The organism is Arthrobacter sp. QXT-31, from assembly GCF_001969265.1.
Lineage (GTDB): Bacteria > Actinomycetota > Actinomycetes > Actinomycetales > Micrococcaceae > Arthrobacter.
This window is the reverse complement of the sequence record NZ_CP019304.1, coordinates 3,080,874-3,100,767: the sequence shown is the minus strand read 5'-3', so window position 1 is coordinate 3,100,767 and position 19,894 is coordinate 3,080,874. Positions and strand designations below refer to the sequence as shown.

Below are 19,894 nucleotides of genomic sequence, written 5' to 3'. Positions count from 1 at the left end.
TTGTTCAGTTGCTTTCGCAGCAACGGATCGGGATGTAGCGCAGCTTGGTAGCGCGCTTCGTTCGGGACGAAGAGGTCGCAGGTTCAAATCCTGTCATCCCGACCACAAAGAAAGAGGGTCTCCCGTTGGGAGGCCCTCTTTCTGTTTGTCAGCTTAGTTTCCGCCAGGGTTCTGGTGCTGGATGTTTTGCGTCGCCTGCCCGTCGCCCAGCAGTGGCATCCTTGGGCGGCGTGATCCGTCGTCCGGCAGGTAGTCTCCGCGGCTGGCGTAGCTTTGAACCTGATTCAGGTATTGGTGGCGCAAGCGCAGGCCGACGGCGAAAAGGACCAACGACTCCAGCAGCGCCGCGATGCCGATCATCCCCCAGACGAACGTCCCGGCGTCGGCCGTTCCCTGGAATACTTCAACGACGGCGGCACCCGCTGCCGCCGCCACGATCAGCGACGTGCCGGCGATGGTCCAAAGGAAAAAAGCCCGCTGCTGTCCGTCGGTCGCTCTCCGCGTCATGGTCCCCACTCCTTATTTACGGATGCTGGTTATGGGTGCTGCTTTGGGACAGAAAAACGGCTCCGGAACACGATGTGCATGTTCGGAGCCGTTTTCCTCATGGAAGCTGTTTACATGGGATCGGGCCAGTTGCCAATATCGGTCTTGTTCACGTCCTCGACGTGCATCGGATCCGGCCAGTTGCCAATGGCAACCCAGGTGCCCGCGTTATCCGCGATCGAGCGAGCAGACAGAGCGGCGGGAGCCGCAGCAGAAAATGCAAGGGCCCCCGCCAAAACGGCAGCGGCTGCTATCTTCTTCAACATGTGAGAGTTCCTCAATACGAGTCGGATTCCTTACCCAGTCAGCACAATCCTTGTTGACATACATTGTAAAATGTTTTCCACAGAGGGTGTCAAGCATTCTGTACAAAGGCTGTCCGGAATAGGAGGGAGCCCCAGTGGGTAATGGATTCGGGGAGAAGCTTCGCGCCGAGCGGCTGGAGCGCGGACTGACCCAGGCCGAACTGGGCAAAGATCTGTACTCCCCCAGCTACATTTCCTTGCTGGAAACCGGCCGGCGGGAACCCACAGCCGACGTCATCGAAGAGCTCGCCCGCAGGCTGGAGCTCGCGCCCAAGGCGCTCGAGGCGTGGAGCCAGCCCATCTCGGTCAGCGACGCCGAATACGTGCTGGCAGGACTCTACGCCCGGCAGGCATGGGACCTGCGCGACTACTCCCTGGCGGCCGAGCACGCGGCCAACGCTGCCCGGATTGCCCTCGAGGGCAAGAACACCAGCGCCTGGTGGAACATGACCTACATGCAGGCCGAGTGCCTCATGAAGCAGGGCCAGCTCAAGGAATGCCAGAAGATCATGGAGCACCTGTCCGAGCATCCCATGGCCACCGAATCGGCCGGTCTCGGTGTCCGTGCACGCCAGATGCTCGCCGCGCTGTGCCACGCACAGGGCCAGCTCGGCATCGCCGTCGAACACGCCGAGAAGGCGGTGGAGCTGTGCGCGCAGCTGCCCAAGGGATCAACACTGATTATCGGTGCGCTCCGCGCGCTGATCGGGGCGCTGGCTGACGGCGGCAGGCTGGACGAGGCGTGGAAGTACTGCCAGGACATGAACGAGCAGATGGATGAGCATTCGATGTCCCAGCTCGCCGGCGAAGTGGCGTGGGTGATCGGGAACGTCGCGTTCATGCGGCACGACTACCCGGAGGGCATCAAGCACCACGAGCGGGCAGCAAAGCTGCTCTCCCCCGCCAACGACATCGAGCTCTGGGCGCGCTTCAACAAGGCATCCGCCGCGGTCCGTCTCTCGTCCGGAATCGTCGAACCGGAGACCCTGTCGGCCATTGAGCGCGCCGAACTCGCGCTGTCCATCGTGGGCGGGAACAAGGCGGACCAGCTGGAGGTCGCGTTCATCCGCGCCCGGTGGCTCTACCTCACCGGCGATATCGTGGCCGCTGTCCAGAAGCTGCGTGACATCCACGCCGAACGCGCCGGCCTGGGCAAGCACACGGCCGGCGAGGTCTCGCTGCTGCTCGGCAAATCGCTCAAGGCTGCGGGCGAACTTGATGAGGCGTTGGTTTATCTGGAGGAGGCACAGAAGGCGTTCAGTGCCGCCGGCGCCCAGGACCGGGTCCAGCAGGCCCTCGATGCCGTGCTGGAGATCCGGCTCGCCCAGCGCCGGGCCGCCGCGGCGGAGGCGAGCTAGGGCAGAACCCAAAGCAAGCAGCAGAACCCAAAGCAAGCAGCAGAACCCAAAGCAAAGGGCGCCCTCCGAAGAGGGCGCCCTTTGCTGCAGTTTGCTCCGGAACCTAGCTGAAGGTGCGGCCGGTCAGCTTCTCGTAGGCCTCGACGTAGCGGGCCCGCGTGCGGTCCACGATGTCAGCGGGCAGGGCCGGCGGAGGAGTATCGGACGCCTTGTCCCAGCCGGATTCGGCGGAGGTGAGCCAGTCCCGGACAAACTGCTTGTCGAAGGAGGGCTGCGCCTTGCCGGGCTCGTACGTGGCGGCGTCCCAGAACCGGGACGAGTCCGGCGTGAGGACCTCGTCGCCGAGGGTGATGGCGCCGTTCACCACGTCGTAGCCGAACTCCACCTTGGTATCGGCCAGGATGATGCCGCGTTCGCGGGCGATCTCCTCGGCCTTGGTGTAGATCCGCAGGGTCAGTTCGCTCAGGCGCGCGGCGATGTCGTCGCCCACGATGGACACGACGGCGTCGTAGGTGATGTTTTCGTCGTGCTCGCCCACCTCGGCCTTGGCCGACGGGGTGAAGATGGCGTGCTCCAGGCGGGAGCCGTCCACCAGTCCTTCCGGCAGCGGGATCTCGCAGACGGTGCCGGACTGCCGGTACTCCACAAGCCCGGAACCGGTGAGGTAGCCGCGGGCGATGCATTCCACCGGGAACATTTCCAGCTTCTTGCAGATCATGGCACGGCCCTCGACTGCGGCGGGGACGCCGTCCTCCACGGTTGATGCCAGGACGTGGTGTTCGACGCCCAGCTGCTCGAACCACCAGAGGCTCAACTGGGTGAGGATCCGTCCCTTGTCCGGGATCTCGCTGCTGAGCACGTGGTCATAGGCGCTGATGCGGTCGCTGGCCACCACCAGCACGCATTCCTGTCCGAACTGCTCATTGATGGATTCGGTGGCGGGGACGTACAGGTCCCGGACCTTGCCCGAGTAAACGTGCTTCCAGCCGGGCAGCTCGGCGTGGGCCGTGTCCAGGCCGCGGGTTCTTTTCTGCTCAGCCACTGTCACGCCTTCCCTTCTGCAGCGGGGCCGGCCTGGGCAGCGGGGGCTGCAACGGCGGACGACACCTTGATCTCGCCGCGCGCGGCCTTGCCTGCTATGTCCGTGCGGAACTGGGCGCCCTCAAGCTGAACCAGCTCCACGCCGTCGTACGCCCGTTCCCGGGCCTCCACGAGGTCGGATCCCAGCGCCACCACGGCCAGCACGCGGCCGCCGGCGGAGACCACCTTGCCCTGATCGTCGAGCTTGGTTCCGGCGTGGATCACGTGGACGCCTTCCAGCTCATCCACCTTCTTGAGCCCGCGGATGCGGTCACCGGTGCGCGGGGTGTCCGGGTAGTTTTCGGAGGCAACGACGACGGCGACCGCCGTGTCCTTGGACCAGCGCAGCTCTTCCGCCTGGTCCAGTTCGCCCTTGGCAGCTGACAGGAGCAGGGAACCGAGGGGCGTCTTGAGCCGGGCGAGGACGGCCTGCGTTTCGGGGTCGCCGAAGCGGACGTTGAATTCGATGACGCGGGTGCCGCGCCTGGTCAGCGCCAGGCCGACGAACAGCACGCCCACGAACGGGGTACCGCGGCGGGCCATCTCGTCCACGGTGGGCTGGGCGATGCGGTCGATGACCTCCTGGACGAGGCCTTCGGGGGCCCAGTCAAGCGGGGTGTACGCGCCCATGCCGCCGGTGTTGGGGCCTTCGTCGTTGTCGTAGATGCGCTTGAAGTCCTGGGCCGGGGACAGGGCCACCGTGTTGCGGCCGTCGCACAGGACGAACACGGAGACCTCGGGGCCGTCCAGGAACTCCTCGATGACCACGGTGCCGCCGGCGTCGAAGCAGCTCTGGGCGTGGGCCAGGGCGTCGTCCCGGTTGTCGGTGACCACCACGCCCTTGCCGGCAGCCAGGCCGTCGTCCTTGACGACGTAGGGTGCACCGAAGGTGTCCAGTGCCGCGGCTGCTTCTTCAGCGTTGGCGGCCACCAGTGCCATGGCGGTGGGTACGCCGGCTTCGGCCATCACCTGCTTCGCGAAAGCCTTGGAGGCCTCGAGCTGGGCGGCCGCCTTGCTGGGGCCGAACACCGGAATGCCGGCTTCGCGCACGGCGTCGGAAACGCCGGCGGCGAGGGGAGCCTCGGGACCAACGACCACCAGGTCAACGTCGAGCCGGGTGGCGAGCGCCGCCACCGCGTCCGGATCGTTCCCGTTGATGGCGTGCGTAGGGACGAGCTTGCTGATGCCGGCGTTGCCTGGAGCCGCGTGGACTTCGGACACGTTGGGGTCGGCAAGGAGGGAGCGGACAATGGCGTGTTCGCGGCCACCGGGGCCAATGACGAGTACCTTCACAGTCTCCAAGGGTACTTTGTGCACCGTGCTGGCTCCTAAGCTGTGACCGGCTCCCAGTTGTGGCCGGGGCTCCGGTTGCGGTCCGCTCGTTGCGGCCGGCTCTCCGTTGGGATCGGGACAATCCGGGCGGCCCGCCGCTACGAACCAATGTCATGCAGAAGCTCATGAGGTGGTTCAGGGGACCGGCCGCATTGGCGGCCCTCGCCGGGGTGGCCGCCGCCGCCGTCGTTCTTTCCGTTGCGGAACTGGCGGGGGCGTTCTTTACGGCCCGCGCCACTCCCCTGGTTGCCCTGGGCTCGACGTTCATTGACTTCACGCCGCCGTGGCTGAAGGACTTCGCGATTGCGACGTTCGGAACCAACGACAAGGCCGCGCTCTTCGCCGGGATGGGCGTGACGGTTTTCGTACTGGCGTGCGTCTTGGGCGTGATGGCGTACCGGAGATGGGCGCTGGGTGCTGCCGGCGTGCTGTTCATGGGCGCGGTGATCGTGGCCAGCGTGGTGACCCGCGCCGGCGTCAGGCCGTTGGACGCCGTGCCCTCACTGGCGGGAACCGCGGCGGGGCTGGTGGTGCTGCGGCTGCTGGTGTCGCGGCTGTGGCGCCGGCAGGTTTTTCCGGATGCGCCGGCCGACGTCGCGGCCAAGGAGCCGGAACGCCCGGCCACCTCCCGGCGCGCGTTCTTCGCGGCCACCGGCCTGACTGCGGCTGCGGCGGCCATCGCCGCCACCGGGGGCCGCCTGCTCAGCGCCGCGCGCAGCAACGTGGCGCAGGCACGGGAGTCACTCCGGCTGCCGGCGCCCGCCCGGCCCGCAGCGGCGGTGCCCGGCGGGGTGCAGTCGGCCACCGCCGGCGTGACGCCGTGGCTGACCCCGGCCAGGGACTTCTACCGGATCGACACGGCCCTCAGCGTTCCGGAAATCAGGGCGGAGGAGTGGGAGCTGCGCGTCCACGGGCTCGTGGAGGAGGAGGTCCGGCTCACGTTCCAGGACCTGCTCGGCGCCGATCTGATCGAGTCCCACGTGACCCTCACCTGCGTTTCCAACCCGGTGGGCGGCAACCTCGCCGGCAATGCCCGGTGGCTCGGGCTCCCGGTCCGCGAGGTGCTCAAGCGGGCCAGGCCCACCGCCGGCGCGGACATGGTGCTCTCCACCTCCGTCGACGGGTTCAGCGCCTCCACGCCGCTGGAGGTCCTGCAGGATGACCGCGACGCCATGCTCGCCATCGGCATGAACGGCGAGCCGCTGCCGCTGGAGCACGGCTACCCGGTGCGCATGGTGGTACCGGGACTGTACGGCTTCGTCTCCGCCACCAAATGGGTGGTGGAACTGGAGGTGACCCGCTTCGCCGACAGCAAGGCCTACTGGACGGAGCGCGGCTGGTCCGAGCGCGGCCCCATCAAGACGATGGCCCGGATCGAGGTACCCAAGTCCTTCGCCACGGTGCCGGCAGGGAGGGTGGCCATCGGCGGTACCGCCTGGGCCCAGAGGCGGGGCATCACCAGGGTGGAAGTGCAGGTCGACGGCGGGAACTGGGCCGAGGCGGCGCTGTCGGACGAGGCTTCCGTGGACACGTGGCGGCAGTGGTCCTACCTGTGGGACGCCAAGCCGGGCCAACACTACATCAGGGCGCGCGCCACGGACGGGACAGGCGAGGTGCAGACCGAGAAGCGCGCCGACCCCGTACCGGACGGCGCCTCCGGCTGGCAGTCGGTCATGGTCACGGTTGAGTAGTTCGTTCAGCACCCCTTTAACCTGCCAAAAGCCCCGGACGGCTCCCGGGGAATGCCCGCGCCGCACCATAGACTGGCCCCATGGCCCTAAATTCGCACGCCACGTTCACTGTGGATTCCGCCGTCGAACTCGCCGTGGTTGAACGGAGCGGATTCGTGGAGTCCCGCCACATCGGGGCGGCCGTGGTCCTCGCCGCGGACGGCCACGTGGTCACCCAGCTGGGCGACATCACCACGCCCATCCTGGCCCGGTCCACGCTCAAGCCCCTGCAGGCGCTGGCGGCGATGCAGGCCGGTGTTCCGTTGCGCGGCGCCCAGGTGGCCGTCGCCTGCGCCAGCCACACGGGGTCGCTCGACCACATGGACGTCGTCGAGGGGATGCTCAAGGCCGCCGGAGTCAAGGAGGACCAGCTGCAGTGCCCCGCGGCGTGGCCGCAGGACGAGACGGCCCGTAACTGGCTGACCCGGTCCGAGCGGGGCAAGTCCCGGCTGGCGTTCAATTGCTCGGGGAAGCATGCGGCGTTCCTGTGGGCCTGCACCGAAAACGGCTGGGACACGCACAGCTACCTGGAACCCAACCATCCGCTGCAGCAGCGGATCCGCACGGTGATCGAAGAGTATTCGGGCGAGCGGATCGCGCACCTGGGCATCGACGGCTGCGGCGCTCCGGTGGCCGCCATTTCGCTGACCGGGCTGGCGCGTGCCTACTCCCTCCTCGCCAAGGCCCCGTCCGACAAGACCTCCAACGCCCGCGCTGCGACCATCGCGACCTCGATGCTGGACTACCCGTGGGCCGTCCAGGGCAGGGGCGAGGCCAACACGATCGTGATGGAGGAGCTTGACGTCATCGCCAAGATCGGCGCCGAGGGCATCCTGGTCATGGCCACCCCGCAGGGCGTGTCCGTGGCCCTGAAGATGCTTGACGGCAATCTGCGGGCCACCTCGCTCGTCGGCCTGACCCTGCTTGCGGCCTGCGGAGCGGTCGACATTCCCGGCGTCTCCAGCGTGCTCGAAAAGGTGGTGGAGCCGGTCCTGGGCGGCGGCCGCCCCGTGGGCAAGATCCGCCTGGGCCACGCCGTCTCGGCACTGCTGGACTAGCAAATTTAGCTTTTCAAGGAGGTTCCGGTGGCTATTGCGCGCCGCAGAATTGACCCGGCGGACGGCCAGGCGGCCCTGAACGAGTGGGCGGCAGGCGCCGTCCCGCCGTCGGACGCTGCCCTTGCCGCACCGTCCGCTGCGTCCGGGCCGGCGGCCCCACCCGCGGTTCCCCGCTCGGTGATTGCGACGGCGGTCCGGTACTCGCTCGAGGAGGTCACCGCCCGGGCGCCCGGGAATTCGGTGGAGGTGCGGGTGCCGCCGTTCGGCGTCACCCAGTGCGTGGAGGGCCCGCGCCACACACGCGGCACTCCCCCGAATGTCATCGAGTGCGACGCCGCCACCTGGCTTGCGATGGTGACCGGCCGGCTGAGCTGGGCGGATGCCGTGGGCGCCGGCCGCGTGGCGGCCTCGGGCCTGCGCGCGGACCTGTCGGCGCTGCTCCCCCTCTAGCAGCAGGGATCCCGCCCACGAATAAAAACCAGGATCCCGCCCGGGACTGATGCTGCCAGCCCGGACGGGATCCTGTGTTCATTTCTCCTGAGTTTTTGTACAGATACCGCGACTTCAGAGGCGCTCAGCGGCCATTATCTGTACGAAAACTCCTGATGTTACTCGTGGTTGATGGCTGCCGACGGCCTGCTCATCTCGAACTCCGGCATCTCGCCGGGGGTCGGGCCGCCACGGAACTTGGGCGAGGCCTGGCCGCCTTTGCTGATCCGCTCCAGCTCCTGGTCCTGGAAGTCCTCCTCGACACCGAGCATGACGGCGGAGTCGTGGTTGGTGATCTCGCCGCGGAAGGCACGGGCCATAACGCTGCGGTCGAACTGGCCCTCCCATTTGGAGACCACGAACGTAGCCACACAGTTACCCAGCAGGTTGACCACCACTCGCATCGAGTCCATGAGCCGGTCGGCGCCGAGCAGCAGGGCCACTCCCGCCACCGGGAAGATTCCGAGCGCGGCTGCAGTGGCAGAAAGCGCCAGGAAGGAGGAGCCTGGAACACCGGCCATGCCCTTCGAGGTCAGCAGTAGGACACCGAGGGCTGCAAGCTGCTGGCCGAGGTCCAGGTTGTGGCCGAAAGCCTGGGCGAGGAACAGGAGGGAGATGGACAGATAAATCGCTGCCCCGTCCAGGTTGAACGAGTAGCCCGTGGGCACCACCAAGCCGGTGGTGGCGCGGGAGCATCCGGCGTTCGTCAGCTTGGTCATGATGCGCGGCATCACGGCTTCCGTGGAGGCGGTGCCGAGCGCCAGCAAAAATTCCTCGCGGGTGTACTTGAGGAACTGCCACAGCGGAACCCGGGCGAATCCCCAGGCCACGAGGAACAGGAGCCCGATGAACACAACCGCGGCACCGTAGCAGGCGGCAATCAGCTTGGCGTAGGTACCGAGTGTGTCCAGACCATACTGGCCGATGATGAAGGCCATCGCACCGAATGCACCGATCGGGGCAACCTTCATGATCCAGGACATGATCTTGAAAACGAGTTCCAGGACCGTCTCCATGAGGCTGATGACCGGCTGGCACCGCTCACGGCCGATGACGACGATCGCGGCGCCGAAGAACACGGAGAAAAAGAGGACCTGCAACAGGCTGTTGTTGGCGAAGGCACCGATGACGCTCGTGGGGATAACGTCCAGGATGAATGCCGCCGCGTCCTTCGGTGCGGCATGGCCGGTCTTGGCGTCCAGCGCCTCCTGGGACAGGGTGCTCGGATCGATGTTCAGGCCCGCTCCGGGCTGAACGATGTTGCCGACGACCAGACCGAAGACCAAGGCGAAAAGCGTGGCCACAGTGAAGTAGACGAGAGCCTTGACTCCTACCCTTCCGACCGCCTTGACGTCGCCAACGGCCGAAATTCCCGTGACGATCACGAGGAAGATCAGCGGCGCGATGATCATCTTGATGAGCTGGATGAAGCCGTCACCAAGCGGCCTCAGTTGAGCGCCCAGGTTCGGCCAGAAATGTCCTATGAGAACACCTGCCACGACGGCGATCAGAATTTGGAAGAAGAGCGACCTGTGCAGGCCTTTCTTCTTCGACGGCGCCGAACTCGCCTTCAGCGCCGAGGAATCTGGGATCTTCATTGATCTGTACCTATCAATTGGGAACGCCCCGGATCGGGGTCTGTTCCCAACGTAACCCCGGTCACAATATTCCGCAAGAGGAAATTAGCTTTTCACGATACGGAAGTGTGAGGGTTGGTCACATTTGAGTTTTTGTACGGTTATTGGGACTTCAGGGGCCTCCAGCGGCCAATATCTGTACAAAAACTCCTACAGCTGCCAGCCCTGTTTCCGCAGCGCTTGCCGCACCCTCGAGACCACCCAGTCGGGGCCGCGGTTCATGTCGACGCTGTTGATTTTTACCTGCCGCCAGCCCGCGTCGGTCACGCGCTGGTCCCGGTAGGCATCCAGTGCCTGCTGTTCGGGCGTCAGGTGATGGACGCCGTCGTACTCGAGACACGTCCGGTACCGGGGGCAGCCCAAGTCCGTCCAGACCGGCCTGTTCAGGACGTCATCCACACGGCAGTTCGGTGTGAACGCCGGAAGACCGGCGTCGTCCAGCAGCAGGCGGAGCTTGCTTTCGGGCGGAGAGTCGACGCCGACGCGCAGCAGGTCAAGCGCAAGCCGCGCCTTCCGCACGCCATGGATGCCATTGGCCCTGTCCACAAACGCGCGCAGTTCGGCGAGCGGCACCATGGCAATCCTCGGCAAACCGAAGAGTCTCGCATGCTCACTGACGATCGCATCGCCGGCCACCACAAGATCGTCGAGGGGCAGGACGGAACCGAGGTCCACCCAGGTCCGGGCGACCGAAGTCAGCCGGAGTCCGTCAATCTCAACAAGATCACCATCGCGGATCTTGAGCCGGTGCCCGGCGATCCCACGCCGCCGCGGGAGCGGCCCACCGCTGTCCCGGGAAAGGTGCAGGAACCGCCCCGGCTCCCGGAAATGGGGCCCGCTCTTCTTGCCCCACGGCACCGGTTCGACGACGGCGGTCACCGGCCCGCCGTCGTCGGGCCGGAACTCCGCCCACGGTGGCAACGGAACGCCGTGCACTTCCGCAGCCGTAAGCAGCGCAGCGAAGCTGTCCGAATCGAGTGCAGTGTGCGACCGGACAAGCGCCGGCAGGTCCGGGCTGCAGGACTTGGGTACACGGATGCCCCGGCTGGGACGGTGCATGTCTCGGGCGAAGAGCCTGCCGGCGGGGATATCAGCGGCGGCCGCTTCGGTGACGGCGAACGGCCGGCCACTGATGTCCTCTGGGAGCGGTGACAATCTGGTCATGTTCCATTGAGGCACCCCGAGGAGGCCTGCGGGACGTTATCCACAGGCTGACCTTCCCGAAGGGAAGTTTTTGTACAGATATTCGCCGCTGAGGGGCCCTTAAGTTGCGATATCTGGACAAAAACTAGGAAGGAAGGAAGGGCAGGTGAGGTCAGCCGCGGCCGACGAAGGGCATTCCGGCGGCTGTGATGACCACCGAGCCCACGCTGGCCGACGGCGGCATCCCCGCCATCATCAGCACCGCCCGGGCCGCGTCCTCCACCGGGAACATCGGCTCCACCTTGCGGCTGCCGTCGGCCTGGAGCGCGCCGGAGCCAACGCCGATGGTGTCCATGATTTCCGTGGCGGTGTTGCCGATGTCGATCTGCCCGCAGGTGATGCCAAACTCGCGGCCGTCCAGCTCGATGCTCTTGGTCAGGCCGGTCATGGCGTGCTTGGTGACGGCGTAGGCAACGGTCCGCGGCCGGGGTGAGTGCGCGGAGATGGACCCGTTGTTGATGATCCGGCCGCCCTGCGGCGACTGCGCCTTCATCGCCCGGACAGCGGCCCCGGCGCACAGCACCGAACCGGTCAGGTTCACGGCCACGGTGGCTTCCCAGTCGGCAAGGCTGATCTCGTCCACCGATGCCGCCGGGCCAAAGACGCCGGCGTTGTTGAACAGGACGTCCACCCGGCCCCAGCGCCGGAGGACTGCAGCGAAAAGGCGCTCGACGTCGTCGGGCACTGTGACGTCGCACGGCACCGCCAGCGCCTCCGGGTGCCCGTCCGCCGTCTCCACCAGCTGCGGCTCGCGCCGGCCCGCCAGGGCCACCCGGTAACCGTCCGCCAGCATTTGCCGGGCAACCGCGCGCCCGATGCCGGAACCGGCGCCGGTGACGACGGCGACCCGCGCCGGAGTGGATGGAACGGTCATGCTGCTACTCCTGTGCTGTTGAAACCTGCGGCTGCTGCCGGAACTTAGGCTGCTGCCGGAACCCTACGCGGTGGCTGTGACGCTGTTTGCCGCCAGCGGCCAGCCTATGACGGTCTTGGGCCGCGGGGCGGCGTACGTCCGCACCTTGGACGTGGAAAGCTGCATCCGGACCAGGGACTCGGCGATGGTGACGGCAGCCGCGACGCCGTCCACCACGGGCACTCCGGCGCGCTGCCGGATCTGTTCATCCAGTCCGGCCATGCCGCCGCAGCCCAGGACGATCACCTCGGCCTTGTCCTCCCGGACGGCCAGCAGGGCCTGGCTGATGATCGCCTCGACTGCCCGCTCCGGCTCCTCCTCCAGCTCCAGCACGGCCATGCCACTGGCCCGCACGGAAGCACAGCGGGCGTCGAGCCCTGCCAGCTTGAGCCGGTCCTCGATCAGCGGCACGGCACGGTCCAGGGTGGTGACCACTGAATATTTGTGCCCCAGGAACATGGCCGTGCTGGCCGCCGCCTCGGTGATGTCGACGACGGGCACGTCCAGCAGCTCCTGCAGCCCCTCCCGGCCGTGCTCGCCGTAGCCTGCCTGGATGACGGCGTCGAACGGTTCGGGGTAGTTGACCACCCGGTCCATCACGGCGATCGCGGCCAGGTAGCTCTCAAAGTTGCCTTCGCAGGAGTCGGCGCCGAAGCGGGGCGTGATCCCGACGATCTCGGTTCCGGGCGCCGCGATGCTGCGGGCCTGGGCGGCGATGGAGTCGGTCATGGACTGGGTGGTGTTGACGTTCGCGACGAGTATGCGCATTTGGGTGTCCTCCTCGAAGGGGATTGCCCAACTGACTCGCAGTTGTTGCCGTTCTGGGCGTTCAAAACGACAACTAGTGCGAGTCAGTTGGGGTGGGGTGGGAGTTAGTGGGTGCTGGCGACGGCGATGGCCTCGCCGTCGACGTCCTGGAACCGCTGCTTGCGGTCGGCAATCACGTAGTAGCTCAGTGCTCCGACGCCGGCACCGAAGAACCAGGCGAACGGCGCCGCGGGCTCAAAGGCGGGGACGAACGCGACGAGGATGGCCAGGACAGACGCCGGCACCAGTGCGATGATGGCCCGCGGGTTGACACCCTTCTTGTAGAAGTAGGCTCCGTCCGCGTTTTCGGTGTAGAGCTCGGGGACGTTGACCTTTCCGCGGCGGAGCAGCCAGTAGTCGGCCATGACGACGCCGAACAGCGGGCCGAGCAGGGCGCCGAGGCCGCCCAGGAAGTACACGATCACCAGCGGGTTGTTGTACAGGTTCCACGGCAGGATGACCAGGCCGATGGTGCCGCTCACCCAGGCCGCGCTGCGGAAGTTGAGCCGCTTGGGGAAAAGGTTGGTGAGGGCATAGACCGGGGCGACGAAGTTGGCCATGAGGTTCACTGCGATCGTGAGGATGAGGATCGCGAGGCAGGCCAGGACCAGGAACAGCGTGTTGGGGATGCCTTCGACAATGTCCGACGGCGTTTCGATGACGGTGCCGTTGATCTTGTACTGCCCGCCGGCCAGAATCACCACAATGGCGCCGAAGAGGAGCATGTTGATGGGGATGCCCCAGAAGTTGCCGCGGACGATCGACTTCTTGGACACGGCGGAGCGGGTGAAGTCGCAGAAGTTCAGGACGAACGTTCCGTAGATGGCCACCCAGAGGGCGCCGCCGGCGAAGATGGTCCGCCACATGTCACCGCCCTCAAGCCCGCGGATGCCGGTCCACTGGATGCTGCCGCGTGCCTCGATGAAGACCCAGATCGCCAGCAGAACCATGGTCAGCAGGATGATGGGCCCGGCGAATGCCTCGTACTTGCGGATCATCTCCATGCCGAAGCTGACGATCACCAGCTGCACGATCCACAGCACCACGAAGGAGATCCAGCCGAGTGTGGACAGACCGAGGATGGAGTTGGTGTCGAGTTCGCGGAGGGAGGGAACCATGGCCACCAGCATGACCCGGAGCACCACCGAGGCCAGGAACGTCTGTATGCCGAACCAGGCCACCGCCACCGCACCGCGGATAAGGCTTGCAAACTGGGCGCCGCGGATGCCGAAGCTGATGCGGCTCATGACGGGAAACGGAACGCCTGTTTTCTGCCCCATGAAGCCGGAGAAGTTGAGCAGGATGAACAGCAGGACGGCGCCGATGGCCAGGGCGGTCAGGATTTGCCAGCCTCCCAGGCCCAGGGAAAAGAGCCCGACGGCGAACGCGTAGTTCCCGAGGCTGTGCACATCGTTCGCCCACAGGGTGAAGATGCTGTAGCCCGTCCAGCGGCGCCCTTGCCGCTTGGTCGGTGCGAGGTCGGCGTTGTAGAGGGTAGGGCTGATGTCGCGGCCGGTGGCTGTGCTGGCTGCATGGCAGAGGGCGTCGGTGGCCTCGGCCTGGTGAACGTGCTGGCCCGACGGCGCTGTCGGGGCGGGAGCCGGTTCGACGCTGACTGGGGGAGTCGTTTGCATCTGGTTCTCCAGTTTCTTTGTTATTCGCGGTGGTGAGCCTGCGGCGGTGCTGTTATTCCACATCGCGAAATAAACTTGTTGAATGGTGAAATAAGGGTATGACCTGCATCACCCTCGGGTCAAGATGCCCCAGCCCTGGGCCCGCAGTCACAATCCGCGGGAGTGATCGTGCCCGGGCTGATTTCGGAGATCCCTTCCGGTCACGTTTGACCGTGATCCGACCTGCCGGATAATCTCGAATGGCAAGAATGTTTTCTCACAATACGAAAACATAAGCCCAACATTCAAAGATGAAACGAGGCTGCCGTGGCTGCAGGAGAAGATACCTCCCATATCCTCAGCGGGTTGACTAACCAGCTGCCTGATCGTGATCCGGAAGAGACCGCCGAGTGGGTTGAGTCCCTGGATGCGCTGATCAGGGAACAGGGCACGGAGCGTGCCCAATACATCATGCGCAGTCTCCTGCAGCGTGCCGGCGCGCAAAGCGTCGGGGTTCCGATGGTGACCACCACCGATTACGTGAACACGATCCCGGTGGACCAGGAAGCGCAGTTCCCGGGCAACGAGGAGTACGAGCGCCGGTACCGGGCGTACATGCGCTGGAACGCCGCGGTCATGGTGCACCGGGCGCAGCGGCCCGAGATCGGGGTCGGCGGGCACATCTCCACCTACGCGGGAGCCGCGACCCTGTACGAGGTCGGCTTCAACCACTTCTTCCGCGGCAAGGACGCCCCCGGCGGCGGGGACCAGGTCTTCTTCCAGGGCCACGCGTCCCCGGGCATGTACGCCCGGGCGTTCATGGAAGGCCGCCTCTCCGAGGAGGACCTGGACGGGTTCCGGCAGGAAAAGTCCAAGGAAGGCCACGCCCTCTCCTCCTACCCGCACCCGCGGCTGATGCCGAACTTCTGGGAATTCCCGACCGTGTCGATGGGCATCGGCCCGATGAACGCGATCTACCAGGCCCAGAACAACCGCTACCTGCACAACCGGGGCCTGAAAGACACCTCCGACCAGCAGGTCTGGGCGTTCCTGGGCGACGGCGAAATGGACGAGCCCGAATCCCGCGGCCTGCTCCAGCTCGCCGCGAACGAGAACCTGGACAACCTGAACTTCGTGATCAACTGCAACCTCCAGCGCCTGGACGGGCCGGTGCGCGGCAACGGCAAGATCATGCAGGAACTCGAGGCCTTCTTCCGCGGCGCCGGCTGGAACGTGATCAAGGTCGTCTGGGGCCGGGAATGGGATGACCTGCTCACCCGCGACACCGACGGGTCGCTGGTGAAGATCATGAACGAAACCCCCGACGGGGACTACCAGACCTACAAGGCCGAATCCGGCGGGTTCGTCCGCGAACACTTCTTCGGCAAAACCCCGCAGACCAAGGACCTGGTCGCGGACCTGACCGACGACGAGATCTGGAACCTCAAGCGCGGCGGCCACGACTACCGCAAGGTCTACGCCGCGTACAAGGCAGCCACCGAATTCAAGGGCAAACCCACCGTCATCCTGGCCAAAACGGTCAAGGGCTACGGCCTCGGCCCGCACTTCGAAGGCCGCAACGCCACCCACCAGATGAAAAAACTCACCCTCGACGACCTGAAAGAATTCAGGGATTACCTCCGGATTCCGATTACCGACGCCCAGCTCGAAGAGGATCCTTACCGTCCCCCGTACTACCACCCTGGCGCGGACGCCCCCGAGATTGCCTATCTCCTGGAGCGGCGGAAGGCTTTGGGCGGCTCCGTCCCCGAGCGCCGTCCCGGACCCGGGGCCGTGGAGCAGCCGGACCCGAAAACGTTCGACGTCGCCAAGCGCGGTTCGGGCAAGCAGCAGGCCGCCACCACCATGGCGTTCGTCCGCCTGCTCAAGGACCTGCTCCGCGACAAGAAGTTCGGGCACCGGATTGTCCCCATCGTGCCCGACGAATCGCGGACCTTCGGCATGGACGCCTTCTTCCCCACGGCGAAGATCTATAACCCGGGCGGCCAAAACTACCTGTCCGTGGACCGGGACCTGGTCCTGGCCTACAAGGAATCCGCCCAGGGCCAGCTGATCCACCCCGGCATCAACGAAGCCGGCGCCGTGGCAGCCTTCACCGCCGCCGGCACCGCCTACGCCACCCACGGCGTCCCCCTGGTCCCGGTCTACGTGTTCTACTCCATGTTCGGCTTCCAGCGCACCGGCGACGCCTTCTGGGCCGCCGCCGACCAGATGACCCGCGGCTTCATCATCGGCGCCACCGCAGGACGGACCACCCTCACCGGCGAAGGACTCCAGCACGCCGACGGACACTCCCCCCTGCTCGCCTCCACCAACCCCGCCGTGGTCACCTACGACCCCGCCTACGGCTACGAAATGGGCCACATCGTCCGCGACGGCCTGGAACGGATGTACGGGCAGGGCTCCGAAGGAGACAACGGAGACCGTAACCTGATGTACTACCTCACGGTCTACAACGAGCCCATCGTCCAGCCCGCCGAACCGGAGAACCTCGACGTCGAAGGCGTCCTCAAGGCATCTACAAGCTCGCGGACTCCCCCGCCGAAGGACCCAAGAGCCAGATCCTCGCCTCCGGCGTCTCCGTCCCCTGGGCCCTCGAAGCCCAGCGGATCCTCGCCGAAGACTGGGGCGTCTCCGCCGACGTCTGGTCCGTCACCTCCTGGAACGAACTGCGCCGCGACGGCCTCGCCGCCGAAGAGGAAGCCTTCCTCAACCCCGGCAAGGACACCCGCGACCCCTTCGTCACCCGCCAGCTCGCCGGAGCCCAGGGACCCGTCGTCGCCGTCTCCGACTACATGAAGGCCGTCCCGGACCAGATCCGGCAGTTCATCCCGAACGAATTCGCCACCCTCGGCGCCGACGGCTTCGGCTTCTCCGACACCCGCGCCGCCGCCCGCCGCTACTTCAAAAACGACACCCACTCCATCGTCGTCAAAACCCTCCAGCTGCTCGCGGCGAGGGGTGAGGTTCAGGAGGGGGCGCCGTCGTACGCCATGGACCGCTACAAGCTCCTGGACGTCACCGCGGGAACAACCGGAGGCGCCGGCGGCGACGCCTGACCTCCCGTGCGCTGAACCGACAGCACAAAAAAACGACGGCGGCCCGCACCGGATGGTGGGGGCCGCCGTCGGGCGTTGTTTTGAGTTACGGCAGGGACGCGCGCCGGTCAACGATGAAGCCGGTGGCTGCGCTCTCCCGGACCGCCGTGATCCCTGCTGTGACTGCCTTGATGTTGGAAAAGCTGGGCGAAACTGCAACTACGGTTCCGTCGTCGGCTGTCAGCCTGAACCGGTACTGTCCTGCGCCTGCTGTCTCGATTACGAACTTGCCTGCCATATACGCTCCTTCCGCCCGCTGCACCCTTGCAGCCGGCATTATGGCCCCCAATTGCCAACACGACATATCCGACGTTAGCCGTCATTCACTGGCCAAGCCACCCCTACTACCGGGTAGCATTTCGCCGCGCCGAAATCGGAACCCGGCGGGATGCCCCATCAGGGCATGGCCTAGGGTGATCCCATGACAGCCTCTACCCCGCCCCGCACCACCGGCATCCTGCTGGCGGCAGGCGCCGGCACCCGGCTGGGCCGGGGGCCCAAGGCACTGCTCCCGTTCCGCGGCCGCACCCTCGTGGAGGTCCTGGCGGACGTGCTGCTCGACGGCGGCTGCCGCGAAGTTGTGGTGGTGCTCGGCGCGGGCGCCGGGGACGTCCGTGCCCGGACCGACCTGGCCCGTCACGTTGTGGTGGAGAACCCGGCGTGGGCCGGCGGAATGGGCAGCTCGTTCCGGCTGGGACTGGAGACCGCACGCCCGGAAGACCACGTGCTGGTGGCGCTCGTGGACCAGCCGGGGCTGACCGCGGAAACTGTCGCCCGGCTGCTGCGGGTGCACCGGCCGGGCCGGGTCACGGCGGCAGCTTACCGGGATTCGTCCGGGAAACTCCGGCGCGGCCACCCGCTGCTGCTCGATGCAACGGTGCGGGCGGAGGCTGCGGCGTCGGCGGGTGGCGACGCTGGGGCCCGGCATTTCCTGCAGGCCCACCCTGGGCTGGTCGACCTGGTGGACTGCACCCTGCCGCCTGGTTCAGGGCAGTCCGGCGGCGAAGACCTCGACACCCCGGATCAGCTGCACCTGCTCGGTTGACCCTGTTACATCCCCGCTGCGAGAAGGTCCTGCAGCCCCTGCTTGAAGCGGGCCCTCCCGCCATGGGCCGGATGCCTGATTTTCGGCACGTCCAGGCCGCTGCGGCGGAGGCTGCTGTGCGCGACATTTCCCACGGCCACCACGGTCTCGATGGAAAAGATCCCGGCCAGGGCCTGCCAGAAGGGGGTGCCCAGCGCGGCGTCCGCAGGTGTGGGAGTGCGGTTGGACAGCGGCTTTCCCGGCACATGCGTGTGCCAGGGGCAGGCACTCCACAGCAAGGGGAGGAAGTCGAGCTCGGCCAGGACCTCCCACATCACGGTGGCCGTTGGCTCCGCAGCCACTCCGGCGGCCTCCGGCGGAAGCACATACCGGTGACCGGCACCGACGAGCCCGAAGTGGTTGGCCGGTCCCTGGAACATGGTGCGGTTGGTAAAGGGGACACCGGTGATCCGCATGCCTCGGAAGCCCGGCGCCTCCCCCACCAGCAGCACCCTCGGCGCCCGCTCCAGCATGTCCCCGAGGTAGGCCGCGAGGTTGTGCCGGCGCAGGGCGTTGGCGGGAACCGAGTGGTCGAAGAAGTTGTTGCGCGCCGGAGTGGTTTCCACGGCGGCGAGCCGGGAAATGAACTCCTCGACGGAAGCCATCACCAGCGGGGGTGGACTGCCTCGCGGAAGTAGTGGTCGTAGATCCAGCGCACGCCCTCGTCGAATTCCGGGCTCAGCACAGTTGCTGCCGCGGCGGCGTTGGCCCTGGCCTGCTCCACGGAACGTGCACCCGGAATGACCGACGTGACGCCGGCCTGGGCCGCCACCCATGCGATGGCCGCCTGCGCGGTTCCGGTTCCTTCCGGCACCAGCTGCTCAAACTCGGCCACCGCTTTGAGCCCCAGCTCGAAGTCAACGCCGGAGAAGGTTTCGCCGACGTCGAAGGCGTCACCGGCGCGGTTGTAGTTGCGGTGGTCGTCCGCGGCGAAGACTGTCTCCTTCGTGTACTTCCCGGACAGCAGGCCGGAGGCGAGCGGAACCCGGGCGATGATGCCCACGCCGGCGGACTTCGCAGCGGGGAGCACTTCCTCCAGCGGCTTGAGCCGGAAAGCGTTCAGGATGATCTGCACCGAGGCGGTGCCACTGTGGAGCAGTGCTTCGAGGGCTTCGTCGGTCCGTTCCACGCTGACGCCGTAGTTTTGGATGGCACCCTCCGCCACCAGGGTGTCCAGGGCGTCGTACACCTCGTTGCGGCTGTACACGGCGGTGGGCGGGCAGTGCAGCTGGACCAGGTCCAGCGATTCGGCCCGCAGGTTGCGGCGGGACCGGTCCACCCACTCGCGGAAGTTGGCCAGGTTGTAGTTTTCGGGCTGCTGCTCGAGCCGGCGGCCCATCTTCGTGGCCACCGTGATGCCCGTGCCCGGATTGTCGGCGAGGAATGCTCCGATGGCCTGCTCGCTGCGCCCGTCCCCGTAGACGTCCGCGGTGTCAAAGAAGGTCACGCCGGCCTCCGCGGAGGCGGCGAGGATAGCCTGTGCCTGGGCCGGGTCAACGTTGCCCCAGTCCGCGCCGAGCTGCCAGGTTCCCAGTCCAACGACTGAAACGTTCCGTCCGGTCTTGCCTAAGATGCGCTGTTCCATCCCCCGACTATATGTTGCGAAGCCCACGCCGGGTC

General features: G+C 66.5%; 17 protein-coding genes, 1 tRNA gene and 1 pseudogene. 7 read left to right on the top strand and 12 right to left on the bottom strand.

Going from position 1 to position 19,894, the window contains the following annotated elements; translation table 11 throughout:
• Positions 1-28: 28 nt before the first annotated feature.
• Positions 29-105, top strand: a tRNA-Pro gene (locus BWQ92_RS14015).
• Between the two features lie 48 nt (positions 106-153).
• On the opposite strand, the gene BWQ92_RS14010 is transcribed toward BWQ92_RS14015, so the two are convergent.
• Entirely contained in the window at positions 154-507 is a 354-nt protein-coding gene (locus BWQ92_RS14010; protein ID WP_076800405.1) for a hypothetical protein, read from the bottom strand.
• A gap of 110 nt (positions 508-617) precedes the next feature.
• A complete protein-coding gene (locus tag BWQ92_RS14005; protein ID WP_076800404.1) occupies positions 618-812 on the bottom strand; it encodes a hypothetical protein in 195 nt (64 codons plus the stop codon).
• Between the two features lie 134 nt (positions 813-946).
• Between BWQ92_RS14005 and BWQ92_RS14000 the strand changes: the two genes are divergently transcribed.
• A complete protein-coding gene (locus BWQ92_RS14000) occupies positions 947-2,209 on the top strand; it encodes a helix-turn-helix domain-containing protein (RefSeq protein ID WP_076800401.1) in 1,263 nt (420 codons plus the stop codon).
• Positions 2,210-2,312: 103 nt separating this feature from the next.
• Here the strand turns inward: BWQ92_RS14000 and BWQ92_RS13995 are convergent, their stop codons facing one another.
• Both BWQ92_RS13995 and purD read right to left on the bottom strand, forming a co-directional pair.
• On the bottom strand, positions 2,313-3,251 hold the full coding sequence (locus tag BWQ92_RS13995; protein ID WP_076800399.1) for a phosphoribosylaminoimidazolesuccinocarboxamide synthase: 939 nt from the start codon (positions 3,249-3,251) through the stop codon (positions 2,313-2,315).
• 2 nt (positions 3,252-3,253) lie between these two features.
• Positions 3,254-4,582 (bottom strand): phosphoribosylamine--glycine ligase, encoded by a 1,329-nt coding sequence (purD, locus tag BWQ92_RS13990; protein WP_076803723.1) that lies wholly within the window; start codon positions 4,580-4,582, stop codon positions 3,254-3,256.
• A 152-nt stretch (positions 4,583-4,734) separates the two neighbouring features.
• Here purD and BWQ92_RS13985 point away from each other — a divergent pair, with 152 nt between their 5' ends.
• From BWQ92_RS13985 to BWQ92_RS13975, 3 genes are all read left to right on the top strand, one after another.
• A complete protein-coding gene (locus tag BWQ92_RS13985) occupies positions 4,735-6,312 on the top strand; it encodes a molybdopterin-dependent oxidoreductase (RefSeq protein WP_157365160.1) in 1,578 nt (525 codons plus the stop codon).
• A gap of 80 nt (positions 6,313-6,392) precedes the next feature.
• The gene (locus BWQ92_RS13980; protein ID WP_076800397.1) at positions 6,393-7,409 is read left to right on the top strand and encodes an asparaginase; all 1,017 of its coding nucleotides are present in this window, start codon (positions 6,393-6,395) and stop codon (positions 7,407-7,409) included.
• 27 nt (positions 7,410-7,436) lie between these two features.
• Positions 7,437-7,859, top strand: coding sequence for a sterol carrier family protein (locus BWQ92_RS13975; RefSeq protein WP_076800395.1), 423 nt, complete (start codon positions 7,437-7,439; stop codon positions 7,857-7,859).
• Between the two features lie 158 nt (positions 7,860-8,017).
• On the opposite strand, the gene BWQ92_RS13970 is transcribed toward BWQ92_RS13975, so the two are convergent.
• The 5 genes from BWQ92_RS13970 to BWQ92_RS13950 all read right to left on the bottom strand — a co-directional run bounded on the left by BWQ92_RS13970 (position 8,018) and on the right by BWQ92_RS13950 (position 14,092).
• Positions 8,018-9,496, bottom strand: coding sequence for a cation:dicarboxylate symporter family transporter (locus BWQ92_RS13970; RefSeq protein ID WP_076800393.1), 1,479 nt, complete (start codon positions 9,494-9,496; stop codon positions 8,018-8,020).
• A 189-nt stretch (positions 9,497-9,685) separates the two neighbouring features.
• Entirely contained in the window at positions 9,686-10,690 is a 1,005-nt protein-coding gene (locus BWQ92_RS24335; RefSeq protein WP_236782960.1) for an endonuclease domain-containing protein, read from the bottom strand.
• Between the two features lie 160 nt (positions 10,691-10,850).
• Positions 10,851-11,612, bottom strand: a complete 762-nt coding sequence (locus tag BWQ92_RS13960; RefSeq protein WP_076800391.1) for an SDR family oxidoreductase — start codon at positions 11,610-11,612, stop codon at positions 10,851-10,853.
• A gap of 63 nt (positions 11,613-11,675) precedes the next feature.
• Entirely contained in the window at positions 11,676-12,419 is a 744-nt protein-coding gene (locus tag BWQ92_RS13955) for an aspartate/glutamate racemase family protein (RefSeq protein WP_076800389.1), read from the bottom strand.
• Positions 12,420-12,523: 104 nt separating this feature from the next.
• Positions 12,524-14,092, bottom strand: a complete 1,569-nt coding sequence (locus BWQ92_RS13950; protein ID WP_076800387.1) for an NCS1 family nucleobase:cation symporter-1 — start codon at positions 14,090-14,092, stop codon at positions 12,524-12,526.
• Between the two features lie 306 nt (positions 14,093-14,398).
• On the opposite strand from BWQ92_RS13950, the pseudogene aceE reads away from it, so the two are divergent.
• A pseudogene (aceE, locus tag BWQ92_RS13945) lies at positions 14,399-17,151 on the top strand (pyruvate dehydrogenase (acetyl-transferring), homodimeric type).
• 85 nt (positions 17,152-17,236) lie between these two features.
• On the opposite strand, the gene BWQ92_RS13940 reads toward aceE, so the two are convergent.
• A complete protein-coding gene (locus BWQ92_RS13940; RefSeq protein ID WP_076800385.1) occupies positions 17,237-17,428 on the bottom strand; it encodes a YegP family protein in 192 nt (63 codons plus the stop codon).
• Positions 17,429-17,611: 183 nt separating this feature from the next.
• On the opposite strand from BWQ92_RS13940, the gene nboR reads away from it, so the two are divergent.
• Entirely contained in the window at positions 17,612-18,235 is a 624-nt protein-coding gene (gene nboR, locus BWQ92_RS13935) for a nicotine blue oxidoreductase (protein WP_076800384.1), read from the top strand.
• A gap of 5 nt (positions 18,236-18,240) precedes the next feature.
• Here nboR and BWQ92_RS13930 read toward each other — a convergent pair whose 3' ends face one another.
• Positions 18,241-18,879 (bottom strand): uracil-DNA glycosylase, encoded by a 639-nt coding sequence (locus BWQ92_RS13930; protein ID WP_076800382.1) that lies wholly within the window; start codon positions 18,877-18,879, stop codon positions 18,241-18,243.
• The gene (locus tag BWQ92_RS13925) at positions 18,879-19,859 is read right to left on the bottom strand and encodes an aldo/keto reductase (RefSeq protein ID WP_076800380.1); all 981 of its coding nucleotides are present in this window, start codon (positions 19,857-19,859) and stop codon (positions 18,879-18,881) included. Before BWQ92_RS13925 ends, BWQ92_RS13930 begins: the two co-directional genes overlap by 1 nt.
• Between the last annotated feature and the right edge of the window lie 35 nt (positions 19,860-19,894).

Excerpts from the sequence above, each read along its gene's own strand:
- BWQ92_RS14010 (WP_076800405.1), bottom strand. The coding sequence starts at position 507 with ATGACGCGGAGAGCGACCGACGGACAGCAGCGGGCTTTTTTCCTTTGG.
- BWQ92_RS14005 (WP_076800404.1), bottom strand. The coding sequence starts at position 812 with ATGTTGAAGAAGATAGCAGCCGCTGCCGTTTTGGCGGGGGCCCTTGCA.
- BWQ92_RS13985 (WP_157365160.1), top strand. The coding sequence starts at position 4,735 with ATGCAGAAGCTCATGAGGTGGTTCAGGGGACCGGCCGCATTGGCGGCC.
- BWQ92_RS13980 (WP_076800397.1), top strand. The coding sequence starts at position 6,393 with ATGGCCCTAAATTCGCACGCCACGTTCACTGTGGATTCCGCCGTCGAA.
- BWQ92_RS13970 (WP_076800393.1), bottom strand. The coding sequence starts at position 9,496 with ATGAAGATCCCAGATTCCTCGGCGCTGAAGGCGAGTTCGGCGCCGTCG.
- BWQ92_RS13960 (WP_076800391.1), bottom strand. The coding sequence starts at position 11,612 with ATGACCGTTCCATCCACTCCGGCGCGGGTCGCCGTCGTCACCGGCGCC.
- BWQ92_RS13955 (WP_076800389.1), bottom strand. The coding sequence starts at position 12,419 with ATGCGCATACTCGTCGCGAACGTCAACACCACCCAGTCCATGACCGAC.
- BWQ92_RS13950 (WP_076800387.1), bottom strand. The coding sequence starts at position 14,092 with ATGCAAACGACTCCCCCAGTCAGCGTCGAACCGGCTCCCGCCCCGACA.
- BWQ92_RS13940 (WP_076800385.1), bottom strand. The coding sequence starts at position 17,428 with ATGGCAGGCAAGTTCGTAATCGAGACAGCAGGCGCAGGACAGTACCGG.
- nboR (WP_076800384.1), top strand. The coding sequence starts at position 17,612 with ATGACAGCCTCTACCCCGCCCCGCACCACCGGCATCCTGCTGGCGGCA.
- BWQ92_RS13930 (WP_076800382.1), bottom strand. The coding sequence starts at position 18,879 with ATGGCTTCCGTCGAGGAGTTCATTTCCCGGCTCGCCGCCGTGGAAACC.
- BWQ92_RS13925 (WP_076800380.1), bottom strand. The coding sequence starts at position 19,859 with ATGGAACAGCGCATCTTAGGCAAGACCGGACGGAACGTTTCAGTCGTT.